Below are 21,849 nucleotides of genomic sequence, written 5' to 3'. Positions count from 1 at the left end.
GCTCTGCAGGTCGCTGGAAGCTCCCGGCGCGTAGCGCCCTAGCAGCCGGTCAGCTCGATGTCGCGCAACGGCTCGTCGGCGTCTGCGCGCACCTCGACCGCCAGCATCGTGCCGCACCCCGGGCACGCATAGCCGTCGGCACGCAGGCCGGGGTGCAGCCGGACCTTGGGTCCCAGCTCATCGGCGCTCAGCCGCGAGTGGCCCGCATAGGCCTTCCAGTTCTCCGATGCCGGTGCGAGCACATTGCCGCAGTCACAGGCATAGACCGGGGAGACGCCGTCGTGGGCCAACACCAGATGGTCGCCCAACCTGCGCACCCCGTCACCGAGTTCCAGGTGTCGCGCACCGAAAGTGTTGTCCTGGGCCCACAGTCGACGCCGGGCACGCTCCCGGCCGCGGAGTGCTGCGGTCTCCTCGGCGGCCACGGTGCCGTCGACCGCCACGACCTTGTACAGCTGCGCAGCGCTCTCCGGAGAGACGCGCCCGGCCGTGATGTCGCCCAGGACCATAGCCGGGTCGGCGTCGAGGGGATCGCCCCAGCCGCCACCGCCGTGGAAGCTCCAGTCCACGACATCGCCTGCAGCCAAATGGATCTCCCCCGGTGAACCGGTGTAGTCGGTCCGGTCCCCACCGCGGATGATCGCCACCTGATGGGTGGAACCCGGCATGCCGCCGTGAATCCCCAGCGAGTTGGGCATGGACATGCTGTGTCCGGCCATGACGCCGTGCAGGACGTCGGTGTCGTGCAGCGTGAACGACGAGCTCACCGAGACGCCGCCGTGGTTGCGGCCTGCCCCACCGCCGTCGGTGTTGGCCGAGCGGTACAGGTACAGCAGCGGGAAGACGGACTCCTCGCCTTCGACGTTGTTGAACTGACCGGTGAGGATCTCGTTCGGGCCCCGGTAGTCGACGCCGTTGTGGTTCACGGTGGCTCCGGCCCCGCCGGCCAGGACTTCGGTCATGGCGCCGCCGTAGGGCTCGCCGTACTGGTTGCGCCCCGCGATGTGGAAGATCATCAGCCCACCGGTGGTGACAGCCCTTGCCTCGCTTCGTAATTCGTCGTGCGCGCTGACCAACGTCGACAGCGCGGCGCCTGCGGTGCTCTGCACGACGCTGGTGGCGCCCGTGGTGGCAGCGCCACACGGTGCCGGGTGCCGGGCGTTGACGATGGTGCCCTCCGGGGCGGTGACCTCGATGGCGCGCATGACACCGCTGTTCCACGGGATGTCGTGCGCGAGCACGGGCAGGATCGAGGAGAACACGCCGCCGCGCAGCCCGGACATGGTGCAGTTGAAGAAGCCGGGCAGTTGTTCGGCGGTATTGGCGTAGTCGAACACCAGCCGGTCACCGTCTTTGCGCAGTTCGACCTCGACCCGCGCGAGCGTCGCTTCGTGGCCGTTGTGATCGAAATAGGTTCGCGCGCGGGTGATCCCGTCAGGGATCGTCAGCAGCCGTTCACGCACCTGCGACTCCGAGCGGTCCAGCATGGTCGTCATGACCGTGGTGACGGTGTCGGTGCCGTAGCGCTCGACCAGTCGGAGCATGCCGTGTTTGGCGTGATTGTTGGCGGCGATCATCGCCTTGAGGTCGAGACCCAGGTTCGCGGGCAACCGCGAGGCGGCCAGGATCAGGTTCCAGACATCGTGGCGGGTCTTGCCGCCCTCGATGATCTTGGTGGGCGGCAGGATGAGGCCCTCCTGGTAGATCTCCCGGGCGGCCGGGGACCAACTGGAGGGGGTCATGCCGCCGATGTCGAGCACGTGGGCACACGTGCCCACCCAGCCGATCCTGACACCGTCGTGGAAGACCGGCTCGATCATCGTGACATCGGGCATGTGCAGCGCGCCCTTGTACGGGTCGTTGGTGATGAACGCGTCGCCGTCGTTGATACCCATGGTGTCTGTGCAGTCGGCGATGATGTGGTTCACCACCGTCTCCATCGATCCGGAGTGGAAGAGGTTGTGCGGGCCCATCGCAACGACCTCCCCGGTGGACAGGTACACACCGGTGTTGCAGTCGTTGGCCTCGGTGACCAACGGCGAACCGGAGACGTTCTTGAGCACGGCGGACTGTTGGGCGACGATGGCGGTGAGGCGGTTGCGGACCACCTCGTAGGTGATGACGTCTACGGTCGCGGGTCGCTCGGTGATGGTGCTCATCGGTTCAGGCGTCCTTCTGCTGGCTGGTGCGGATGACGGTGTTCTCCAGGTCGTCGATGACGGCGGTCTGGCCGGGCCCCACGAAGATCGTGGTGCCGGGGTGTTCGATGACTGCGGGACCCTGAACCCGGTCACCCGGGCGCAGATCGGTGCCGCGGGCGACGTCGGCCATCGCGAAGCCGTGCTCGGCACCCAGATACACCGGGCGCGACGCGGGCATGGAGCCGCCGTTGGCCCTGGCGCTGACGACGTGGCGCACCCGCGGCTTGTCCAGTTCACCCTTGGCCTGCACGCGCAGCGACACGATCTCGACGCCGGCGCCCAGGAAGAGCGCCTCGGTGCCGTACAGGTCGACGAACAGCGTGCGGAACGCGTCCATCATGCGGACGATCGAGGCGGAGTCCAGGGCGCCGGGCTCCACCGGAACCGACAGGCTCTTACTCTGCATCCGGAATCGCACGTCGGCGAACCGCTGCAGTGTTATTCGGTGGTTCCCGGCGCCGCCGCCCAGCAGTTCCTTGGTGGTCGCGGCTTCGAGATCCTCGAAATGACGGGTGAGGCGGTCGGGATCGAACGCGTCCTTGGCGCCTTCCCAGGTCGCCGAGTGCATCGGGTCGGAGACCTCGGCCGAGATGTGCAGGTCACTCATCGCCGCCCCGAAAGCCGAGTGCACGGTCGCGGTGGCAGGCACCAGGATCGACTGGGCGCCGAGTTCGGCACCGAATTGGTGGCAGTGTGCGCCACCGGCACCGCCATAGGCGAACACGACGAAATCGCGCGGGTCGTGGCCCTGGCCGACGGTGAGCGTGTCGAGCAGATCGGCCATCCGGTGGTCGGCGATCGCCTTGATGCCGTGGGCGGCTTCCTGCACGGTGAGGCCGAGGGGTTCGGCGATCTTGTCGTGCATCGCGCGCTCGGCGCCCTCTTTGTCGAGTCCGAACGAGCCGCCGAGGAAATAGCTGGGGTCGATGATGCCGAGCACCACGTCGGCATCAGTGACGGTGGGCTGAGTGCCGCCACGGGCGTAACAGACCGGGCCGGGCACCGAGCCCGCGCTGGTGGGTCCGACGACGAGTTGCCCGCCGACCACCCGGGCGATCGAACCGCCGCCCGCTCCGATCGCGGTTATCTGCACCGCGGGCTTGACGACCTGGTACCCGTTCACCTGCTGCTTGGCCGTGACGACCGGCTCATAGTCGGTGATCATGCCGACGTCGAACGACGTGCCACCCATGTCGGTGGTCAGCACGTTGGGGGTGCCGATGCGGCGGGCAAGCTGGGCGCTGGCCAGCACACCGCCGGCCGGACCCGATGTCAGGATGGAAACCGCTGTGTCACCGCATCTCTCGGGCGTGATGACGCCACCACCGGAATCCAGGATGCGCAGCGAGCCCGTCAGCCCGCGGTCGCGCAACGACGTGTCGAGCTTGGTCATGTATCCGCGCACGGCGGGGCCGAGGTAGGCGTTGAGGGCCGTGGTGGCCGTGCGCTCGTACTCCCCGAGGACGGGCGCCAGCTCGCTGGAGACACTCAGGTACACGTCGGGTGCCATCTCGCGGATGATGCCGGCGACCCGCTGCTCGTGAGCCGGCTCGCGGAACGACCACAGCAGGCATACCGCGATGGCCTCGACACCGTCGTCGAGCAGAGCCCGGACCTCGGCGCGCACCTCGGCTTCATCCAGCGGCGTGACGATGGCGCCCTTGTAGTCGATGCGCTCGGTGACCTCCCGGATCAGCGGGCGTTCGACCACCGGTTCGGTGTGGGAGCGCTGCGAGTCGTGCATGATCTCGTGTAATTCGCGGCCGGTCCAGTGGCCGGTCGCCCGCTGCATCAGGATGGCGTCCCGGAAGCCCTTGGTGGTGATGATGCCGGTCTTGACGCCCTTGCGTTCGATGAGGGCATTGGTGGCCACGGTGGTGCCCAACCCGAAGTAGTCGACCTGCCGCAGGATCGACCCGGGGACCAGTCCGAGCTCCTCCTCGGCCAGCGCCAGGGCGTTGTTCACCCCTTCGGAGGGGTCATGGAGGGTGGTCGGTGTCTTGAGCAGACGCGCCGTGCCGGACTCGTCGAGCAGAACGGCGTCGGTGAAGGTGCCGCCGATGTCGATGCCCACGTAATACGCCATGAATGTCCTCTTTCGGCCCGGATGCCGGGACGTTGATGTGCGGGCGTCACGCCACGCGGCGCTTTACGCACCGTATAGTCACTATACAGTGCGTCTTGTGAAGTTTGGGCGCCCGTACAGCAGTGGAATGCGTCACGTCCGCTCGCCGGCGACACCGGTACGGTGACGCGATGGCCACGCTGCGCGATGCCCAGAAACAGCGCACCCGCGAGCTGCTGATCGAGCACGGCCTGAAACTGTTCGCGTCGAAGGGCTACCAGGCCGTCAAGGTCGAGGACATCGCCGCGGCGGCCGGCACCACCCGTGCCACGTTCTACCTGCACTTCGCCTCCAAAGCCGAACTGATGCGACAACTCATCGACGATGTGGATGCCATCCTCACCACCGTCGACGACCCGCCACTGGCCACGGTCATCGAGCTGGGCAGGCCGGATCTGGTGCGGGACTGGCTGAATCGCAAGTTCGACCAATGGCAGATCATCCGCCCGTACATGCTGGCGGTGCATCAGGCCGAGGCGAGCGAGCCTGAAGTGTCGGCCATGCTGGACAAGTGGTTCGACGGGACGGTCGAGGCGATGCGCACCGGCCTCGAAGCGGCGGGCAGGTTCGACCCCGAGACCCGTCGGGTGCGCTGCGTGGTGGCGTTCGGGGAGTTCGAATTCCTGTCACGCCAATGGTTTCGACGCGGTTGGCAGGAGGACCGCGCCATCGTTCTCGCGACCCTCACCGCCTCGTGGTGCTACCTACTCACGGTGACAGGCTGATCCAGCCGAGTGGGCGCAGGCTCGTCCTCGCTGTCACTGGGCACGTGGCCGCGGGTGAGCGCGAACAGCGCCGTCGCCGCCAACGCCGCAGCCCCGAACATCACCGATCCCATGGGCACCGCGCTGTTCTCACCTGCCAGGCCGACCAGCGGCGGCGTCACCGCGCCCATCCCGTACTGCAGAAAACCCAGCACCGCAGAGCCCGTGCCTGCGGCGTACCGGACCTCGGTGGTGGCCAGCGCCGTGGCGTTGGCATAGACGAAGCCGATGCTCGCCATGAAACCAGCGGACAAAGCGATTGTGGCCCAGGGGATCACCCCTCCGACGGTGACATTGAGCAGCGTCAGCGCGGTGACCGCGGCCAGAGCCGTGACGCCACCCATCAGCACCCGGCGCGGCGAGATGCTCCGCACGAGGCGGGCGGAGACGAGACTGCCCGCCCCGACAGCGAGCGCACAGGCACCGTAGATCAGGGAGTACATCGTCGGCGAGAAGCCGAGGATGTTCTGCAGGACGAAGGGTGAGGCCGCGATGTAGGCGAACATCGCGGCGGCCGTGAAGGCCATGCACAGCGTGTAGCCGATGTAGTGGCGGTTGGCCAGCACGCTGCGGGTGCTCGCACCGAGCGCCTTCAGCCCTCCCGGCCGGCGACGGTGTTCGGGAAGGGACTCTCCGACCGCGAGCAGCACGCCGAGCAGCATCAGCATGTTCATCGCCGCCAGCACGGCGAAGACCGCGCGCCATCCCAGCCCGGTGACGACCACGCCACCGAGGACCGGTGCGGTGATCGGCGCGAGGACGCTGATGAGCATCATGACCGCGAACAGTCGCGCGGCACCGGATCCGCTGGTGCGGTCGGCGATCACGGCGCGGGCGATGACGACACCCGCGGCGCCACAGAATCCCTGCGCGAAGCGCAGGACGATCAGCAACTCGATCGACGGGGCCAGCGCGCACAGGACGCTGACCGCCAGGCAGGCGCTGGTGCCGATGATCAACGGGCGACGGCGGCCGTAGCGGTCCGAGAGCGAGCCGATGACGAGCTGACCGCTGGCCAGGCCGATCAGGAATGTCGTCAGCGTCAGCTGGATCATCGGCGCCGACGTGCCGAAATCCGCCGCCATCTCGGGGAACGCCGACAGATACATGTCGATCGAGAAGGGGGCGACGGCGTTGAGCATGGCCAGCACCACGATCAACCACGCCGAAGGCGCCGGAGACGCCGCTGCGTCATTGCGTGCCATGAAACTCCTCGAAAGCGACCACCGACGGCGGCAATAGGTATATCATAATACGTATGTCAACATATGCTTCTAGGGAGGACGCTGCGCCCGCTCCGTCGGCCTCTCAGCGTGAGCTCGCGTTGGTGGTGCACGACGTGTCCTGGCGGATAGCCCGCTTCGGGCCGGCTGCCGTGGGTATCGCGCCGCTACCCGCGACCGAGCTGGCGGTGTTGCGCGCGGTGATGGACACGCCGGACCGGAGCGTGTCAGAAGTTGCGTCGTCGATGACGATGCAGTCCAGCAATGTCAGCGCCGCGGTCCGCGCACTCGCGGCCCGCGGCCTGGTGGACAGGGCACCCGACCCCGGTGACCGCCGCGTCACGCTGCTGCGCCCCACCCCCAAAGCACTCGAAGAACGCGCAGCCATCGAGAACGCCGTCGCCGGAACGATCTTCGCGGCGCTGGCCGAAATGCCCGACGATGACGTCGCGACCTTGGTGAGCGCAGTCCCCGCACTGCGAAGGCTTGCCGCGGAGGTGACCACCCACCTCGGCAGACGCACCCCTGCCGGTTAGGCCCGAGCCGGGATGGACTCTTGTCGCAGCAAGCACCGCGTGCCGCCGTAGATCGTCGCCATGCATTTCGTGCAGTGCACACACAGCCCCTCGTATGCGGTGCCCTCACGAAATTTGTTGCCAGAGCGGATCACGAAGCAGTGCCCGGGCCATGGCAACGAATTCGAACCCCCCGGCAAGCGCGGTGTCGACGGTGTCCATCGTGTTCACCCCACCGAGCAGGATCAGCGGCATCGTGAGCGTCTCTCGGAATTGCCGGGCCTGCGGTAGGAAGAACGCCTCCTCGAACGGGTAGGTGCGGAACATGCGGCCCGATGACCCTCAGCCCCATCGCGGGAGCGCTGTGGGCGCACACCAGCGTGTCCTCGGCGTGCACGGCATCGGTCAGACGGCGCAACGCCGCCCCGCGGCGCGCATCGAGCACCATCGTGTCGCGGTGGACCCGCCCGCCCGTGAAATCGCGCAGTAGGCGACGGTCGTCATCGCCGCGCCCCCGCGGGCCACCTCGGCGTGGAAGTCGACCAGCTCGTCGGTGACCTCGCCGCATGGCATCAGCCCCTCGAAGGTGGCGGCCTTGATGAAGCGGTTCTTCAGCGTCAGAGGTCCGCGCCTCCTCGGCGTGAACGCCGCAGACCGGGACGCAAGGTGTACTTTCGATGCCATTGGCACCGTAAGGTTGCGGGTGCGGCGGCCTGACGACAGGCGGTCACTGAAGGAGGAGCCATGCTGATCGCCGTCACCGGCGGAACCGGCTACCTGGGTGCACACACCGTGCGGGCCCTGCTCGCGGGTGGGCACCGGGTTCGGCTGCTGGTCGGTCCCGACGCCGAAGGTGCCCCCGTGCTGGACCGGCTGGCCGAAGCGGGCTCCCTCGACGTCCTGTCCGGCGACATCCGGGACGCCTCGACGATCGAGGCACTGCTCGACGGATGCGATGCGGTGCTGCACGCCGCGGGCGTCGTGGGCACCGACAACCGCCGCCGCGAGCTGATGTGGCAGATCAACGCGCACGCCACGGAAACACTGTTGGAGCGGGCCGTCACCAAGGGCCTCGACCCGGTGGTGTCGGTCAGCAGCTACAGCGCGCTGTTCCCGCCCCCCAACGGGGTCATCGGCCCCGACACCCCCACCGCGGACGGCCGCAGCGATTACGCCAAGACCAAGGGATACGCCGACCGAGTTGCCCGGCGGCTACAACAACAGGGCGCACCGGTGGTCGTCACCTACCCCTCGAGCGTGGTGGGTCCCGCCTTCCACACCGCACCCGGCGTCACCGAGCGAGGCTGGGCCCCGATCGTGCGCTTCGGTGTCGCGCCGCGACTGCGCGGCGGGATGCAGATGATCGACGTCCGCGACGTCGCCGACGTCCACACCGCCATCATGAAACCCGGCCGTGGCCCGCGCCGGTACATGTGCGGCGGGGTGCTGGTGGCGTTCGACGGCATGATCTCGGCGCTGGAGCGCGGAATGGGCCGGAGGATCCGGCGGATCCCGCTCAGCCAGAGCGTCTTTCGCGGCGTGAGCCGGCTCGGTGACGTCCTGGGCGGCATCGTGCCCATGGGGGACGGCCTGACCTACGAAGCCGCCCTGCTGCTCACCGCGGCCACGCCGACCGACGACACCGCCACCGTGCGGGATCTCGGCATCACGTGGCGCTCCCCTGTCGACGCGATCGTCTCGTCATTCCCCGGAGGTGACCGCGGCGGCGAGGATCTCGGCCACCCGGGCGTGTAGCGCGTCGGTGTCGTCCTCGGTGGCGATGGTCGTGAGGAACAGGGCCGCACCGGCTGCCATCGCGAGCACGGCACGGGCATCACGGTCGGCATCGGCGGACCCACCTAACTGGTCGTCGATGAACAGCGCCACCGCAGGCCCGCTGAAATCCGCCCACAGCCGGCTGCGCAACTCGCCGTTCTGTGCCATCGCCAACAGCAGCCCGGGTACCGCGGCCTTCACCTCGGGCCGCGCGAAGAGCTGACGGCTGCCACGCGCCACCCAGTCCACCCAGCCGGCACGATCGGTCCCCGCGAAGGGGACCAGATCCGGGGTCGCACCGAGGATCGCGTGCAGGACGAGCTCCGCCTTCGACGCCCACCGGCGGTCGAGGCTCGACCGGCTGACGCCGGCATGGGCGGCGATCAGCCGCATGCTCAGCTCGTCCCAGCTCCGCTCGATGAGCAGTTCGCGGGTGGCGGCGAACACCCGCTCGTCGATCGATGCGTCCCGCGGGCGTCCCGCCGGCCTGTCGCCCTCCACATCGTCAATTGAACCGCAGTCGATCGCAGCGCAACGCCCGCACACCGCGTGCTAGGCGGGCCTGACCTCCAGCGTGCGCTTGCGCAGCCCCTTGGTGGCGGTGTCCATCAGCCCCTGGGCGCCCTTCCTGATCAGAAAGCCCGGAAGCGGCATCAGCAGGTCGACGGTCAGCTCGAAGCGGACCAGGGTGGACGAATCCCCCTGCGGCATCAAGGTATAGCGGCCGCTCTGGGCGCGCTGCTGATTCGAGCTCACCAGCGTCCAGCTCACTCCGTCGTCCTCGAAGGTGTACTCGAGCACCTGCTCGTCGCTGACCCCGACGATCTTGACGACCTGGCGGGCCCTGCTCGGGCGGCCTGCGGCATCCCTTTCGAGGATCTCGATCGCCTGGTGCGCCGACGACCACTCGGTCAGCGACTCCATGTCGAGCAATACCGCCATGACCTCGTCGGGCGTCGCCTCGATGAGCACCTCGCGGACTTCGGTAATGGCCATGTCGTGACCATAGCCAGGCCGGCGGCCGACGAAACGACTCGGCCAACCCGGCCGCGTGATCGTCGTCGCGTCGAACTACGGCGGATCGCGACACCCTGCGTGGTACTACAACGTGCTGGCCAACCCCGGGGTCACCATCTCCGCCGGCGGATACACCGGAACGTTCGTCGGACAGGAGGTGATGGGAGCGGAGCGGGATCGACTGTGGAACGTTGCGAAGGCCTTCATTCCCCCGTACGCCGAATACGAGCGCCTCGCCGGGGGCCGGACGATACCGGTGCTGGCGTTCACCGAAACCGACTGAAGCAGCGCGACTCCGGCGAAGTAGTCTACCGACTTCCCGGGCCGGTGGTACTTTACCGCCGGTAGGGAGCTTGTTTGCTGATCCGAGCGAAAGCCAGTCGATGAGTGATGCCGCTGAACGTGCCGCCCAGCTCGATCTCGTTGCGCGCCTGCGGTCGGCATACCCCGAACTCCCTGACGCACCGACTCCCGATCTGCTCGACCACGACCGCTTCGTCGCCTACATGAAGCCGGTGCACGACGTCGGCGGTGAGCCGGACGCCCCGATGAAGTACGAGAACAAGGACTATGAGTACTGGGAGCACATGACCTATGTGATCTGCGAAGTCCTTGCCTGGCGCGGCATCTGGTTGTCGGAGGAGCGCCGGCGCATCGGAAACGTCGACGTCGGACGCGCGGTCTACCTGGGGTTCCCCTATTACGGCCGCTGGCTGCTGTCCGTCGCACGCGTCCTGGTCGAGAAGCACCACATCGGCCTCACGGAGTTGAGCGAGCGGATGGCCGAGGTCAAAGAGCGGTATGCCGGCGGCCTGGATGGCAAGACGTTGGAGGCGCGCCCGAAGTCTCAGGGTGACGGATCACAGGTCAAGCGCAACAGCCACGTGGTCCATGCGGTGGGCAAGGGCGATCCGCAGGTGTACGCCGGTAAGGCCGGAGAGCCGAGGTTCAAGGTGGGCGATCCCGTTGTGGTGCGGGAGTTGCCGGTGCTGTTCTACACCCGCACCCCTGAGTACGTGCGCGGCGCCAGGGGCGAGATCGACGCGGTGGCCTACGAAAGTCCCGCCGCGGAGGACGAGACGTGGGACATCCCCGACGCCAAGCCGGAGTGGTTCTACGTCGTCAGGTTCAGCATGTCCGAGCTGTGGGACGACTTCAACGGCCCGGCCACAGACAGTCTCCGGACAGAGATCCCCGAGCACTGGCTCCGAGCCGGATGAACAGAGGAACATGACAGACCACGACCACGACCACGACCACGACCACGACCGCACCGTCAAGCCGATGGTCGACGAGATCACCGACTTCGAGGTCCTCGAGATCGCGCTTCGCGAGTTGTGCATCGAGAAGGGCATCTTCACCGCCGAGGAGCACCGGCACTTCACCGAGTTCGCCGAGCAGATCGGCCCCACCCCCGCAGCCCGTCTGGTGGCCCGCGCGTGGCTGGATCCGGAGTTCAAGAGCCTCGCCCTGGCCGAGCCGATGACCGCAAGCAAAGAGGTCGGCGTCGACTGGCTGGAGCCGACCGGCTTCGGCACCCCGAGTGATTTCACGGCGTTCCAGATCCTCGAGGACACGCCGACGGTGCACAACGTCATCGTGTGCGCGCTGTGCTCGTGTTACCCGCGACCCATCCTCGGCAACTCACCGGAGTGGTACCGCACCCCCAATTACCGTCGGCGCCTTGTCCGTTGGCCGCGGCAGGTGCTGGCGGAGTTCGGTCTGTACCTGTCCGAGGACGTGGAGGTCCGGGTGCAGGACTCCAACCAGAAGCACCGGTTCATGGTGATGCCGATGCGACCGGAGGGCACCGACGGCTGGACCGAGGATCAGCTGACCGAGATCGTCACCCGCGACTGCCTGATCGGCGTGGCGCTGCCGAAGGCCGGGGTGACGACCAACGTCATCACCGACACCCGGGCCGCGGTGCATCCGGCCGGCGAGTGACATCGGAGAGGGACGTGGCCAGCGAGGCACTCGAGCGGATCGTCGAACGCAATCAGGTGTGGCCGAGGATGGCGGCGAAGTACGGCGTCGAGAACCCCCTGCCACCCTGGAAGACCAGTCTCGACGGCCTCTGCGACGCCCTTGACCAGGCTGCCTGCGACACCGCGGCGCCAAGCTTCAAGGAGCGCCGCGACGAGGAGGACGTCCTCTCGGCGACCCGGTACGCCGATCTCCCCTACCCCGAGAACCAACTCGTCTCGCTGGCGCACTCGCTGATGGCTCGCGGCCTCATCACCGAACCGGAGCTGCAGCAGAAGCTCTCCGCCATCCGGGCCAGGCTCGAGGCCTGACCGCCACGCAGACCCCGTTCGACCTGATCTTCGAAGCGGCGACCTGAGCTGGCGGCCTCAGATGGTCGTCGCCCCCGCAGCCGAGGGGCGATGATGGGTACACCCGGCAGCTGACACCACTGGCCGGTCCATTTTGAGGAGGCGTTTGGTGGACTGGGCAGTCGGGGTCGCCGGATCCCTGCTCGTGGCGGTGGTGATGCGCGATGTGTTCCACACGCTGTTCCATCCGATCGGCCACGGCAGCATCGCGCCGCAGGTGATGCGGTTCGTCTGGTGGCTGCTGCGGCTGTTCCGCCCGGATCGCCGGATCGCGTCGTTGACCGGCCCGCTGGGCATCGGACTGGTCGTGCTGACCTGGGGTGCACTGGCTGTCCTGGGTTGGGCGATGCTGTATTTCGCGTTGATGCCGGAGGGTTTCGCCTTCAGCTCAGAACTGAATCCTGCTGAACGCCACCAGGTGTTCGATTCGCTCTACGTGTCGCTGGTGACCATCGGCACGCTCGGGTTCGGCGACGTCGTGCCCACGTCCCCGTGGCTTCGGGTGATCGTCCCGCTCGAGGCACTGTTCGGGTTCATGCTTCTCACCGCGGCGGTGTCCTGGGTTCTGCAGATCTATCCCGCCCTGCACCGCAGACGCGTCGTGGCGTTGGAACTCTCGACTCTGCGTGAGGCGCGCCGCGCGCAACCCACCCTCGGGATCGACAGCGTGCCCACGGAAGTCCTCACCGGGATCGCCGCCGCCATAGTCGAGGTACGGAACGACTTCAACCAGGACAGTGCGACCTACTACTTCCGCGACCTCGAAGCGGATGCCTCGTTGGCGGTATCACTCCAATACGCCACCCAGCTCGCTGATGAGGCCGCCAAGAGCGCGCATCCACAGACGCAGCTGGCAGGCGCGCTCCTCTCGGCCGCTGTCGACAGCCTCGCCAGCCTCGTCGACGAAGAGTTCCTACAACTCGGTGGCGATACCGCGGCCGTCATCAAGGCCTATGCCGCCGACCACCGACACACCACCTGAACCGTCGCCGCGTCAGCCGGACCTGTGTCGGCTGAGTTTCACTTCGGTGACGGCGTGCCCGCCCACCGCGGTGACCTCGACGGCGCAGTCGGGCAGATCGACGCGATCTCCGGGGACGGTCGGGATGCGGCCCAACTGCGCCACCACCAACCCGGCGATCGTCGTGTAAGCGCCCTTCGGCACTCTGTCGAGGTCGACACCCACGTCGGGGATGTCGTGGATCGGGAAGGTCCCCGGCAGAAGCAGGCTTCCGTCGGCCAACGTCCGAACCGACCAGATGTCGCGATCCGCCTCGTCGTAGATTTCACCGACGATCTCCTCCAACAAGTCCTCGAGCGTGACGATCCCGGCAACGCCGCCCCGCTCATCGATCACCATCGCGAAGTGCTCGTGCTCGGCCATGAACCGGTTGAGGGCCGAACTGACGCGGAGACTGTCGGGCAACCTGAGCACGGGATGCATCACGTCGGTCACGGTGCCCGACGAGCCGAGGAGGTCACGCAGGTGGACCACGCCGAGCACGTCGTCGAGATCACCCGAAGCCACCACCGGCGCCCGGATATGACCCGAGGCCGCAAGGTCGACCCGCGCCCGCTCCACAGGCAGACTCGCGTCGAGCCGTCGCACCGCCGGTCGGGGCACGAGCACCTCACGGAGCCTGCGCTCGTGAATCTCCAGGGCTCCGGTGATGATCGTCCGCTGCTCTGCCGAAAGGCCTCGGTGGCCGGTGATCAGGTGACGTAGTTCCCCGACCGTCAACTCCTCCCTACCCGCACTCGGATCGCCCCCCAACAACCGCACGACCACGTCGGTGGCCTTCCCCAAGAACCACACGACGGGCCTCGCGACGACCGACAACACTTCCAGCGGTGTGGCCACCACCACGGCCCAGCGACGGGCGTACTGCATCGCCAACCTCTTGGGGGCGAGCTCACCGACTACCAACGTGAAGATCGCCACCAGCAGCGTGACGAGCGCGATACCCACGATCTCAGCGGCGTCACCGAGAAAGGACAGGTGAGCGACCAACGGCTCGGCCAGAGTGACCGCCGCGGTCGCCGACGCGAGGAACCCGGCAAGCGTGATGCCCAGTTGAATCGTCGCGAGGAACCGGTTCGGCTCTCGCGCCAAGCGCACGACGACGCGTCCCCGGCGGGTCCCGCGTCGTTCGAACTCGTGCAGTTGGCCCTCCCGAAGCGAGATGTATGCGGCCTCACTGCCGGCCAGCAGGCCGTTGACCACGACGAGCGCGGCCACCAACGCGAGATCGGGCCAATAGCCGGTCATTCGGTCTTCTCGTCATCCTCTGGCGAGTCGACATCCCCGGTGAGCAAGTCGTGCAGCGTGTTGGACGTCGAATGGGCCGCCGCGGAGAACGGCTCGAGCACCGTGTGCACCCCGGCGGCGCGCAGTTGCGCGGCGTCGTGACGGGTGTGTGCGGTCAACGCGATGGTGCCCCGGTAGTTGTGGTGACGAAGGCCGTGGAGGAGCGCCAGATTCGTCTGGAGTACCGGAATGGCGCTCACGACGTACCGGGCCCGCTCCAACGGCAGCGCCTCCAGTAGATGGAGGTCCTCGGCGCTGCCGAACATCGCGGTGACGCCCCCGCCGGAATGCGTCTTCACCTGGTAAGGATCGAAATCCACCGCGAGGACCCCATGCCCGGCACTGCTGAGTCGATCGGCCAGGTGGCCGCCGAATCGGCCGAGCCCGTAGAGGATGACGTCGTAGTCCTCGGCGACATGGGATTCGGGCTCGCGGGGGTGTCTCTCGAGCGCCGCCAACCAGCGCTTCGCCCGCTCGTAGATCTGCTGCGAATAGGTGATCATGTACGTCGAGGCCGCGATCGTGATGAGGCCGACCACGGTGATGAGGCTGACGGTGGCGTTGGTGATATGGCCCAGACTCAAACCGAGGGCCGCCAGAATCCACGAGAACTCCGATATCTGGCCCATTGGCAGCCCCGCACTGACGCTCACCCGCAGCGGGTAGCGCATCATCGACATGATCGCGATGATGATCAGCGGCTTTCCGATCAGCACCAACGCGGAGAACACCAGTGCCTCGACGATTTGTTCTGCGGCGCCGATGAATTCGAGCTGAGCGCCCAGTCCGAGGAAGAAGAACAGCAGCAGGAAGTCGCGCAGGCTCGCCAGTCGTGCGCCCAGCGCATCACGAAACGGCGTGCTCGCCAGGCTGACCCCGGCAAGGAATGCGCCCACTTCCGAGCTGAAACCGAGCCACTCGCTCAACGCCGCCACCGACGCCGCGTAGGAGACACCGAAGAGCACCAGCAGATCCTGCGACCGTGCGATGTGCGGCAGCAGCCACGGCGCCACGTACCGCGTCAGGAGCCACATCCCGCCGAGCAATCCTGCGCCTTTGAGCAGCACGGCCGCGACACCGCCGCCGAGATTTCCGCCGGTGTCCTGCCCGAAGGCGGTGAGCACGATCATCACGACCACCACGACCAGGTCCTGGACGATGAGGAGGCCGACCGCGATGCGGCCGTGGAGGTGGTCGAGTTCGCGCTTGTCCGACAACAACTTCACGATGATGATCGTCGACGAGAACGTCAGGGCCATCGCGATGTAGACCGCGGTCAGGCTGTCCATACCGAACGCGATCGCGGCGAGGTAACCGATCGCCGAGGTCAACACCACCTGACCGAGCCCGGTGACCATCGCCACCGGCCCGGTGCTGCGGATCATCTGCAGATCGAGGCGAAGTCCGACGAGGAACAACAGGAGCGAGATGCCGAACTCGGCCAGCAGTTCGATCGTGCTGTCGGCCGACACCCATCCGGTGCCCACGGGACCGACCGCGATACCCACCACGATGAACGCGACGATGAGCGGTTGGCGCAGCCTGGTGGCGATCAATCCGGCGAGGGTGGCGATCGCCAGGACGGTCGCGAGGGTGGGGAACGGATGCAAGTCCATGTGCGCAGAGTCTATTTCCGCGCCCGTAGCCGCTTCTCCACCGCCACTGCCAGGCTCACCAGAATGGCGCTTCCGAAGATGCGCAGCCAGCCGCCGGCATCCAGCGGCGCCGTCTGGAACACCGTGTTCATGACCGGAAGGTAGGTGATGGCGAGCTGGGCGACAGCCTGCGTCGCCACACCCACGATGAGCCAGCGGTTGGTGAACAGACCGATGCGCCACGCAGACCGGGTCAGCGATCGACAGCTGAACAGGTAGAACGCCTCGACCACGACGAAGAGGTTCAACGCCGCGGTGCGCGCCTCGGGCAACGTGGCGCCACTGGCCAGTTCCCATTCGAACATCCACCATGAACCGGCGACGAGAAGACCCGATACCAACAGGATGCGGCCCACCAGGGCTCGAGTGAGCAGCGGCTGACCCGGATCCCGTGGCGGGCGGGCCATGATGCCGTCCTCCTTCGGCTCGAAGGCCAGCATGAGTCCCAGCGCGACGGCGGTGGTCATGTTGATCCAGAGGATCTGCGTCGGCAGGATCGGCAGCGCGGCGCCCAACGCGATCGCCACCAGGATCACCAGGCCCTCGCCGATATTCGTGGGCAAGGTCCACGTGATGAACTTCGTGAGATTGTCGTAGACGCCGCGGCCTTCCTCCACTGCGGCTTCGATGGTCGCGAAGTCGTCGTCGGTCAGGACCATGTCGGCCGCATCCTTGGCGACCTCGGTGCCGCTGCGGCCCATGGCGACCCCGATGCTCGCCTGCCTCAACGCGGGCGCGTCGTTGACGCCGTCGCCGGTCATCGCGACGACATGGCCCCTGTCCTGCAACGCCTCGACCAGCCGCAGCTTCTGCTCCGGTGACACCCTGGCGAATACGCTCGCCCGCTCGACCGCGTCGGGCCAGTCGTCTTGCGGCAGATCAGCCAGCTCCGCGCCGGTCAAGACAAGTCCGTCGCGGGACTTTCCGTCGTCCAGAACCCCTACGGCGCCGGCGATTGCGCTCGCCGTGCCGGCATGGTCGCCGGTGATCATCTTCACCGCGATTCCCGCGGAATGACAGGCGGTCACCGCTGATGCGGCCGCAGCGCGGGGCGGGTCGAGCATGGCTTGCAGACCGGTCAACGTCATGGCGCCGGGAAGCGCTTCTTCGGTGAAGTCGGCGGGGTCCACCGAGGTGCGCACGCCGGTCGCCAGCACCCGCAGACCCCTGGCGGTCAGCTGATCGACCGCCCGCAGCACGACCGGACGATCGATGGGCTGCAGCGAGCCGTCGGCACGCATCTGGGTGCCGCACAACTCGAGCATCCGCTCCACAGCCCCCTTGACCAGCACGATATTGCCGTCCGTACCGGATCTGTGCAGGGTGGCCATGTACTGGCGGTCCGAACTGAACGGGATGGCCGCGACACGAGAAAGACTGGCGGCGAGGCGTTCTGGTGTGAGACCGGCCTTGGCTGCGACGACCAGCATCGCCGCCTCGGTGGGGTCACCGGCGATGTCCCACCGCTCACCTGCAGGTATCAGGACTGCATCGTTGCATGCCGCGCCGCCGAGCAGCGTCCACAGCAGTGCCGCATTCTCGTCGATCGCCACGGGTGTTCCGTCTCGCGACAGCAGGGCACCGTTGGCCGCATATCCCCCGCCGGTCGCCTCCACCGACTCGTCGGGAGTCCAGACCTCCCGCACCGTCATCTGGTTCTCGGTCAGGGTGCCCGTCTTGTCGGTGCAGATGACGGTCGTGCTCCCGAGTGTTTCCACGGCGGGAAGCCTGCGAATGACCGCCCTCCGCTTGGCCATCCGCGCGACTCCGATGGCGAGAGTGATCGTCACGGCGGCCGGAAGCCCCTCCGGAATCGCGCCGACCGCGAGTGCCACGGCTGCGGTGAAGGTCTCCACAGCGTCCTGCCTGCGTAACAGCCCGATGGCGAAGGTCAAGGCGGCCAGGGCCAGGATTGCCACGGTGAGGATTTTGCTGAACCGGGCCAACTGCGCGGTCAACGGTGTCGCCAAAGTCGTTGCGGCGCCGACGAGTCGGTGAATCTCGCCGATCTCGGTTTCCGCTCCCGTGGCCACCACGATCCCGGTACCGGAGCCTGCGGTCACCAAGGTTCCCGAGTGTGCCATGTTGCATCGATCGGCGACCGGAGTCGCGTCGGGAAGCACGACTTCGTTCTTCGCGACGGCTTCCGATTCGCCGGTCAGCGCCGATTCGTCGACGCGTAGTTCTGCCTGCCGGAGCAACCGGATGTCCGCGGGCACTTTGTCGCCGGCCTCGACCAGTACCAGATCGCCCGGCACGAGTTCTTCGGACGCGATCACATGTTCGCGGCCTCCCCGGATCACCTTGGCGTCTGTGCGGACCATCGCGCGCAGGCTCTGCAACGCCGACTCGGCCTTGGATTCCTGGATGAAGCCGACGAGGGCATTGACGACCACGACGCCGAAGATCACCGCGGAGTCGACGTACTCGGACAGCAAAGCGGTGACGACACCTGCGACCAACAGGACATAGATGAGCGGGTGGTGTAACTGCCGCAGGATGCGCACCAAAAGTCCCGCGCTCGGCGGCTCGGGGAGAACGTTGAGTCCGAAACGGCGCGACCGCTCGGTCGCCTCTTCGCTGGTGAGTCCGCGATGCGGATCGGTCTCAAGCAGCAGGACCACTTCGTGATCGGGTAGTCCGTGATGCGCGTTCGCCCCGATAGATGCTGGCGAAGCCATCAACGTTGCGCGGTGTCGTCGGCGACAGCGGTCCGTTCACCCGAGCGGTTGTCGCCCGGTTCGATGACGAGCACCGGCACTCGGGAATGCTCGATGATGTCGGCCGAAACGCTGCCGAGCAGTCGGGTGGACAGGCCCCGGCCGCGGCGGCCGACCACCAGCAGGTCCATGTCCTGCTCCTCAGCGAATCCGCGAAGCGTGGGGCCGGGGGGCCCGGCGAGAACCTCAGTATGGACCACACCCGCGATGTCGGCACGGCTCGCCAACTCGGCCAGGCGCCGCGAGGCGGCGTCGACGTCGTTGCTGGTGACAGCTTCGGCCGCTTCGAAGTGGACGACCTCGGCGAGGACCAGCAGTGCGCAGTAGGGCCCGAACAGGCGACGGGCCGCGGCCAGTCCGCGCTCGGATTCGGCCGATCCGTCGACACCGACCAACACCCGCAATCCTGCAGTCGCCGGTCGCTGCGGCGGTGCCCCGCTCGACCCGAACGCAGCCAAACCGGGGCGGCGCTGTACGCGTTCCAGGGCGATCGGCACAAACAGCGGTCCCAGCACCACGGCGATCAGAGTCCACATCGGATCGTGTCCGTGGCGCGCCATCCACAACCCGGCCACCAGTCCTATGACAATCCACCCGATGATCAGTACGACGACGATTGTTGTGGTCACTGCACGAATTGTTCCAGCCGGACGGCCGCCACGGCAGGGTGGTCGGACCAGGCCCATGGGGACTTTGGGCCCTTCCCACCCGGCGCGCCCGCGCGGGCAGAAGCCGAGGACCCACTCGCGGCGACCCGACTCCGACCGTAGGGTGAGGCATCGCTCACGGGATCCGATGCCGACTCATCGCGAGTGTCGTCCCGGCTCATGCAACGGATTGGCGGCCGTCGACTCCCTCGACCGAGCGCGTCTGGAGGGCGCGGTGGCCGCGACGGGATGAACCCCCTGCGCGACAACAGCTCACGCCGGCGTTGCCGCCGCCTTGCGGGCCGCGATCTTGGCGCGGACTTCGGCCATGTCCAGCGCCTTGACCCGCGTGATCAGATCCTCGAGCGCCGCCTTCGGCAGCGCACCCGCCTGGCTGTACACCAGCACCCCGTCGCGGAACGCCATCACCGTCGGGATCGACCGGATCTCCAGCGTGGCGGCCAGGTCCCGCTCGGCCTGGGTGTCGACCTTGGCGTGCACGACATCAGGGTGTGCGTCCGCCGACTTTTCGAAGACCGGCGCGAAGGCGCGGCACGGGCCGCACCACGAAGCCCAGAAGTCCACGAGCACGATCGGGTTGTCGACGACGGTCGACTCGAAGTTGTCGTAGGTCAGATTCTTGGTGGCCATTTCGGTGTCCTTCCTTGGTTCGTTCAGGTGCTCTGGTGGGTCAGGCGTTCTGGACTGCTTCGTCCCAGGCGCCGTAGCCGCCGAGGATGTCGCTGACGTCGGCGAAGCCGTGGTGGCGCAGCAGGCTGGCCGCGACCGAGGACCGGTAGCCGCCGGCGCAGNTCCCAGGCGCCGTAGCCGCCGAGGATGTCGCTGACGTCGGCGAAGCCGTGGTGGCGCAGCAGGCTGGCCGCGACCGAGGACCGGTAGCCGCCGGCGCAGTACACGACGGTCGGCTTGGCGGGGTCGAGCTCGCCAAGCCGGCTCGGCAGCTGACCCACCGGGATCGCGACCGCGTTCGGGATGGCACCCGCGGCGACCTCACCGGGGTTGCGGACATCGACGATCTGCAGATCGGCNAGCTCCGCGGCGCGCTCGTCGAACGCCTTGGCNGTCAGCCGCGACGCCACCGCCACGTCGTCGGGGTGGGCGAACATCGTCTCGAACGGCCGGTCCAGGTAACCGATCACCCGGTCGAAACCGATCCGGGCCAGCCGGTTCTTGCCTTCCATCTCCTGACCCGGCTCGGTGAACAACACCACGTCGACATCGGCGGGCAACACCGACCCGGCGAACTCCGCGTAACGGCCCTCCAACCCGATGTTGATCGCCTGGCGCAGATGACCGGTCGCGAACTCCTCCGGGCTNCGCCCGTCGACCAGCACCGCACCCGCGGCCAGCGCGTCACCGACCTGCTCGTAGGTCATCGCCGCCGGCANCTTGGTCTCATCGAGCAGGTCGCGGTCCTTACGGTTGAGGATCGCGTCGTAGACGAAGTAACCCGGCGCCGGGGGCTGACCCTCGGTGACCAACTCCATGAACGTCGCCTTGTCCGGGGCGCGCAGCGCGTAGTTGGTTTCCTTCTGCTCNCCCATCGTCGACCACAGATCGGTCGACAGGTTCTTGCCGCACGCCGACCCCGCACCGTGGGCGGGATACACCCGGGTGGCATCGGGCAGCGTCATCAACTTGTTGTGCAGCGAGTCATAGAGCTTGTCGGCCAACTCCTCGCGGGTGAACCCGATCGAGGCCAGCAGGTCGGGCCGGCCGACATCGCCGATGAACAGCGCNTCACCGGTCAACACCCCGTANGGNACCTCGTCACCGGCATGTTCGTAGACCACGATGCTCAACGACTCCGGCGTGTGCCCGGGGGTGTGGCGGAACTCCAANCTCACCTCCCCCAACGAATACCGCTCGCCGTCGGCCACCCCCATCGACTCGAACTCGGTCTCGGCGACCGAGGAGTACACGATCTTCGCGCCGGTGGCCTTCGCCAGCTCCAGATGCCCNGACAGGAAATCGGCGTGGAAGTGGGTCTCGATGACCAACTCGATGCTCATACCCAGCTCTTCGGCGTCGGCCACATACTCGGCCACATCCCGCTGCGGGTCGACAACAACTGCGCGGCCGGTGGTTTCGTCACCGATCAGGTAAGACGCATGGGACAGGCAATCCAGGTAGTACTGATTGAAGATCATNCCCGCTGCGGGTCGACAACAACTGCGCGGCCGGTGGTTTCGTCACCGATCAGGTAAGACGCATGGGACAGGCAATCCAGGTAGTACTGATTGAAGATCATGATGGCAGTCCTTTCGGTGGGCGGTGGATAGGCCTTCTGGCTTCTACTGTGCCTATACCCCTATGGGTATGTCAAGTACCCTAGGGGGTATCGGTATTCCGCACTTGCGCGTACCCCCGGGGGTATGTGTACGATGGCCATCAACATACCCCCTTGGTATCGGCTGTCAGGCCGGTGCCCGCCCGAGAGGACATTCCCATGACTGCACCTGTCACCATCGATTCGCAGGACCTGCGCGACCGCCTCGGTTCGGCGGCACCCCCGCGGGTTCTCGACGTCCGCACCCCGGG

The 21,849-nt window shown here is 67.2% G+C and carries 17 protein-coding genes and 4 pseudogenes; 8 read left to right on the top strand and 13 right to left on the bottom strand.

What is annotated here, in order from left to right:
• Positions 1-38 precede the first annotated feature (38 nt).
• Together H7I57_RS16545 and H7I57_RS16540 are read right to left on the bottom strand one after the other, a co-directional pair.
• Complete coding sequence (locus H7I57_RS16545; protein ID WP_264024717.1) at positions 39-2,159, bottom strand: hydantoinase B/oxoprolinase family protein; 2,121 nt, start codon at positions 2,157-2,159, stop codon at positions 39-41.
• Between the two features lie 4 nt (positions 2,160-2,163).
• Positions 2,164-4,287 (bottom strand): hydantoinase/oxoprolinase family protein, encoded by a 2,124-nt coding sequence (locus tag H7I57_RS16540; protein WP_264024716.1) that lies wholly within the window; start codon positions 4,285-4,287, stop codon positions 2,164-2,166.
• Positions 4,288-4,457: 170 nt separating this feature from the next.
• Here H7I57_RS16540 and H7I57_RS16535 point away from each other — a divergent pair, with 170 nt between their 5' ends.
• Positions 4,458-5,051: a TetR/AcrR family transcriptional regulator gene (locus H7I57_RS16535; protein ID WP_264024715.1), complete on the top strand. Its 594-nt coding sequence runs from the start codon at positions 4,458-4,460 to the stop codon at positions 5,049-5,051.
• Here H7I57_RS16535 and H7I57_RS16530 read toward each other — a convergent pair.
• On the bottom strand, positions 5,027-6,295 hold the full coding sequence (locus tag H7I57_RS16530; protein WP_264024714.1) for a multidrug effflux MFS transporter: 1,269 nt from the start codon (positions 6,293-6,295) through the stop codon (positions 5,027-5,029). The genes H7I57_RS16535 and H7I57_RS16530 overlap by 25 nt on opposite strands.
• A gap of 53 nt (positions 6,296-6,348) precedes the next feature.
• Between H7I57_RS16530 and H7I57_RS16525 the strand changes: the two genes are divergently transcribed.
• The gene (locus H7I57_RS16525; protein ID WP_264024713.1) at positions 6,349-6,849 is read left to right on the top strand and encodes a MarR family winged helix-turn-helix transcriptional regulator; all 501 of its coding nucleotides are present in this window, start codon (positions 6,349-6,351) and stop codon (positions 6,847-6,849) included.
• On the opposite strand, the pseudogene H7I57_RS16520 reads toward H7I57_RS16525, so the two are convergent.
• Positions 6,846-7,512, bottom strand: a pseudogene (locus H7I57_RS16520) (oxidoreductase). The gene H7I57_RS16525 and the pseudogene H7I57_RS16520 overlap by 4 nt on opposite strands.
• A 60-nt stretch (positions 7,513-7,572) precedes the next feature.
• On the opposite strand from H7I57_RS16520, the gene H7I57_RS16515 reads away from it, so the two are divergent.
• On the top strand, positions 7,573-8,583 hold the full coding sequence (locus tag H7I57_RS16515; RefSeq protein ID WP_264024712.1) for an NAD-dependent epimerase/dehydratase family protein: 1,011 nt from the start codon (positions 7,573-7,575) through the stop codon (positions 8,581-8,583).
• Here H7I57_RS16515 and H7I57_RS16510 read toward each other — a convergent pair.
• The gene (locus H7I57_RS16510) at positions 8,530-9,105 is read right to left on the bottom strand and encodes a TetR/AcrR family transcriptional regulator (RefSeq protein ID WP_264024711.1); all 576 of its coding nucleotides are present in this window, start codon (positions 9,103-9,105) and stop codon (positions 8,530-8,532) included. The genes H7I57_RS16515 and H7I57_RS16510 overlap by 54 nt on opposite strands.
• Before the next feature lie 51 nt (positions 9,106-9,156).
• Complete coding sequence (locus H7I57_RS16505) at positions 9,157-9,600, bottom strand: SRPBCC family protein (RefSeq protein WP_264024710.1); 444 nt, start codon at positions 9,598-9,600, stop codon at positions 9,157-9,159.
• Positions 9,601-9,643: 43 nt separating this feature from the next.
• Between H7I57_RS16505 and H7I57_RS16500 the strand changes: the two are divergent.
• From H7I57_RS16500 to H7I57_RS16480, 5 genes and pseudogenes are all read left to right on the top strand, one after another.
• Positions 9,644-9,904, top strand: a pseudogene (locus H7I57_RS16500) (nitroreductase family deazaflavin-dependent oxidoreductase); the annotation flags it as partial.
• A gap of 100 nt (positions 9,905-10,004) precedes the next feature.
• Positions 10,005-10,841: an SH3-like domain-containing protein gene (locus H7I57_RS16495; protein ID WP_264024708.1), complete on the top strand. Its 837-nt coding sequence runs from the start codon at positions 10,005-10,007 to the stop codon at positions 10,839-10,841.
• Positions 10,842-10,851: 10 nt separating this feature from the next.
• Positions 10,852-11,568, top strand: a complete 717-nt coding sequence (scnC, locus tag H7I57_RS16490; protein ID WP_264024707.1) for a thiocyanate hydrolase subunit gamma — start codon at positions 10,852-10,854, stop codon at positions 11,566-11,568.
• A gap of 68 nt (positions 11,569-11,636) precedes the next feature.
• A complete protein-coding gene (locus H7I57_RS16485; protein WP_264024727.1) occupies positions 11,637-11,918 on the top strand; it encodes a thiocyanate hydrolase in 282 nt (93 codons plus the stop codon).
• 148 nt (positions 11,919-12,066) lie between these two features.
• Positions 12,067-12,939: a potassium channel family protein gene (locus H7I57_RS16480; RefSeq protein ID WP_264024706.1), complete on the top strand. Its 873-nt coding sequence runs from the start codon at positions 12,067-12,069 to the stop codon at positions 12,937-12,939.
• A gap of 12 nt (positions 12,940-12,951) precedes the next feature.
• Here the strand turns inward: H7I57_RS16480 and H7I57_RS16475 are convergent, their stop codons facing one another.
• From H7I57_RS16475 to H7I57_RS16450, 7 genes and pseudogenes are all read right to left on the bottom strand, one after another.
• Positions 12,952-14,226: a hemolysin family protein gene (locus H7I57_RS16475; protein WP_264024703.1), complete on the bottom strand. Its 1,275-nt coding sequence runs from the start codon at positions 14,224-14,226 to the stop codon at positions 12,952-12,954.
• A complete protein-coding gene (locus H7I57_RS16470) occupies positions 14,223-15,881 on the bottom strand; it encodes a cation:proton antiporter (protein ID WP_264024702.1) in 1,659 nt (552 codons plus the stop codon). Before H7I57_RS16470 ends, H7I57_RS16475 begins: the two co-directional genes overlap by 4 nt.
• A gap of 11 nt (positions 15,882-15,892) precedes the next feature.
• The gene (locus H7I57_RS16465; RefSeq protein ID WP_264024701.1) at positions 15,893-18,601 is read right to left on the bottom strand and encodes a cation-transporting P-type ATPase; all 2,709 of its coding nucleotides are present in this window, start codon (positions 18,599-18,601) and stop codon (positions 15,893-15,895) included.
• Complete coding sequence (locus tag H7I57_RS16460; protein WP_264024700.1) at positions 18,601-19,269, bottom strand: universal stress protein; 669 nt, start codon at positions 19,267-19,269, stop codon at positions 18,601-18,603. Before H7I57_RS16460 ends, H7I57_RS16465 begins: the two co-directional genes overlap by 1 nt.
• Before the next feature lie 291 nt (positions 19,270-19,560).
• Entirely contained in the window at positions 19,561-19,938 is a 378-nt protein-coding gene (trxA, locus tag H7I57_RS16455) for a thioredoxin (protein ID WP_264024699.1), read from the bottom strand.
• 40 nt (positions 19,939-19,978) lie between these two features.
• A pseudogene (locus tag H7I57_RS33980) lies at positions 19,979-20,098 on the bottom strand (rhodanese-like domain-containing protein); the annotation flags it as partial.
• 4 nt (positions 20,099-20,102) lie between these two features.
• Positions 20,103-21,458 (bottom strand): annotated as a pseudogene (locus H7I57_RS16450) (MBL fold metallo-hydrolase); the annotation flags it as partial.
• Positions 21,459-21,849 lie beyond the last annotated feature (391 nt).

The sequence above is a fragment of the Mycolicibacterium pyrenivorans genome (genome assembly GCF_025821625.1).
Taxonomy (GTDB): domain Bacteria; phylum Actinomycetota; class Actinomycetes; order Mycobacteriales; family Mycobacteriaceae; genus Mycobacterium; species Mycobacterium pyrenivorans.
Note: the sequence above shows the minus strand (reverse complement) of the source record. Positions and strands in the feature narration are given on the sequence as shown.

What these genes read in the sequence shown, in the direction of transcription:
- H7I57_RS16545 (WP_264024717.1), bottom strand. Translation starts at nt 2,159, where the DNA reads ATGAGCACCATCACCGAGCGACCCGCGACCGTAGACGTCATCACCTAC.
- H7I57_RS16540 (WP_264024716.1), bottom strand. Translation starts at nt 4,287, where the DNA reads ATGGCGTATTACGTGGGCATCGACATCGGCGGCACCTTCACCGACGCC.
- H7I57_RS16535 (WP_264024715.1), top strand. Translation starts at nt 4,458, where the DNA reads ATGGCCACGCTGCGCGATGCCCAGAAACAGCGCACCCGCGAGCTGCTG.
- H7I57_RS16530 (WP_264024714.1), bottom strand. Translation starts at nt 6,295, where the DNA reads ATGGCACGCAATGACGCAGCGGCGTCTCCGGCGCCTTCGGCGTGGTTG.
- H7I57_RS16525 (WP_264024713.1), top strand. Translation starts at nt 6,349, where the DNA reads ATGTCAACATATGCTTCTAGGGAGGACGCTGCGCCCGCTCCGTCGGCC.
- H7I57_RS16515 (WP_264024712.1), top strand. Translation starts at nt 7,573, where the DNA reads ATGCTGATCGCCGTCACCGGCGGAACCGGCTACCTGGGTGCACACACC.
- H7I57_RS16505 (WP_264024710.1), bottom strand. Translation starts at nt 9,600, where the DNA reads ATGGCCATTACCGAAGTCCGCGAGGTGCTCATCGAGGCGACGCCCGAC.
- H7I57_RS16495 (WP_264024708.1), top strand. Translation starts at nt 10,005, where the DNA reads ATGAGTGATGCCGCTGAACGTGCCGCCCAGCTCGATCTCGTTGCGCGC.
- scnC (WP_264024707.1), top strand. Translation starts at nt 10,852, where the DNA reads ATGACAGACCACGACCACGACCACGACCACGACCACGACCGCACCGTC.
- H7I57_RS16485 (WP_264024727.1), top strand. Translation starts at nt 11,637, where the DNA reads ATGGCGGCGAAGTACGGCGTCGAGAACCCCCTGCCACCCTGGAAGACC.
- H7I57_RS16475 (WP_264024703.1), bottom strand. Translation starts at nt 14,226, where the DNA reads ATGACCGGCTATTGGCCCGATCTCGCGTTGGTGGCCGCGCTCGTCGTG.
- H7I57_RS16470 (WP_264024702.1), bottom strand. Translation starts at nt 15,881, where the DNA reads ATGGACTTGCATCCGTTCCCCACCCTCGCGACCGTCCTGGCGATCGCC.
- H7I57_RS16465 (WP_264024701.1), bottom strand. Translation starts at nt 18,601, where the DNA reads ATGGCTTCGCCAGCATCTATCGGGGCGAACGCGCATCACGGACTACCC.
- trxA (WP_264024699.1), bottom strand. Translation starts at nt 19,938, where the DNA reads ATGGCCACCAAGAATCTGACCTACGACAACTTCGAGTCGACCGTCGTC.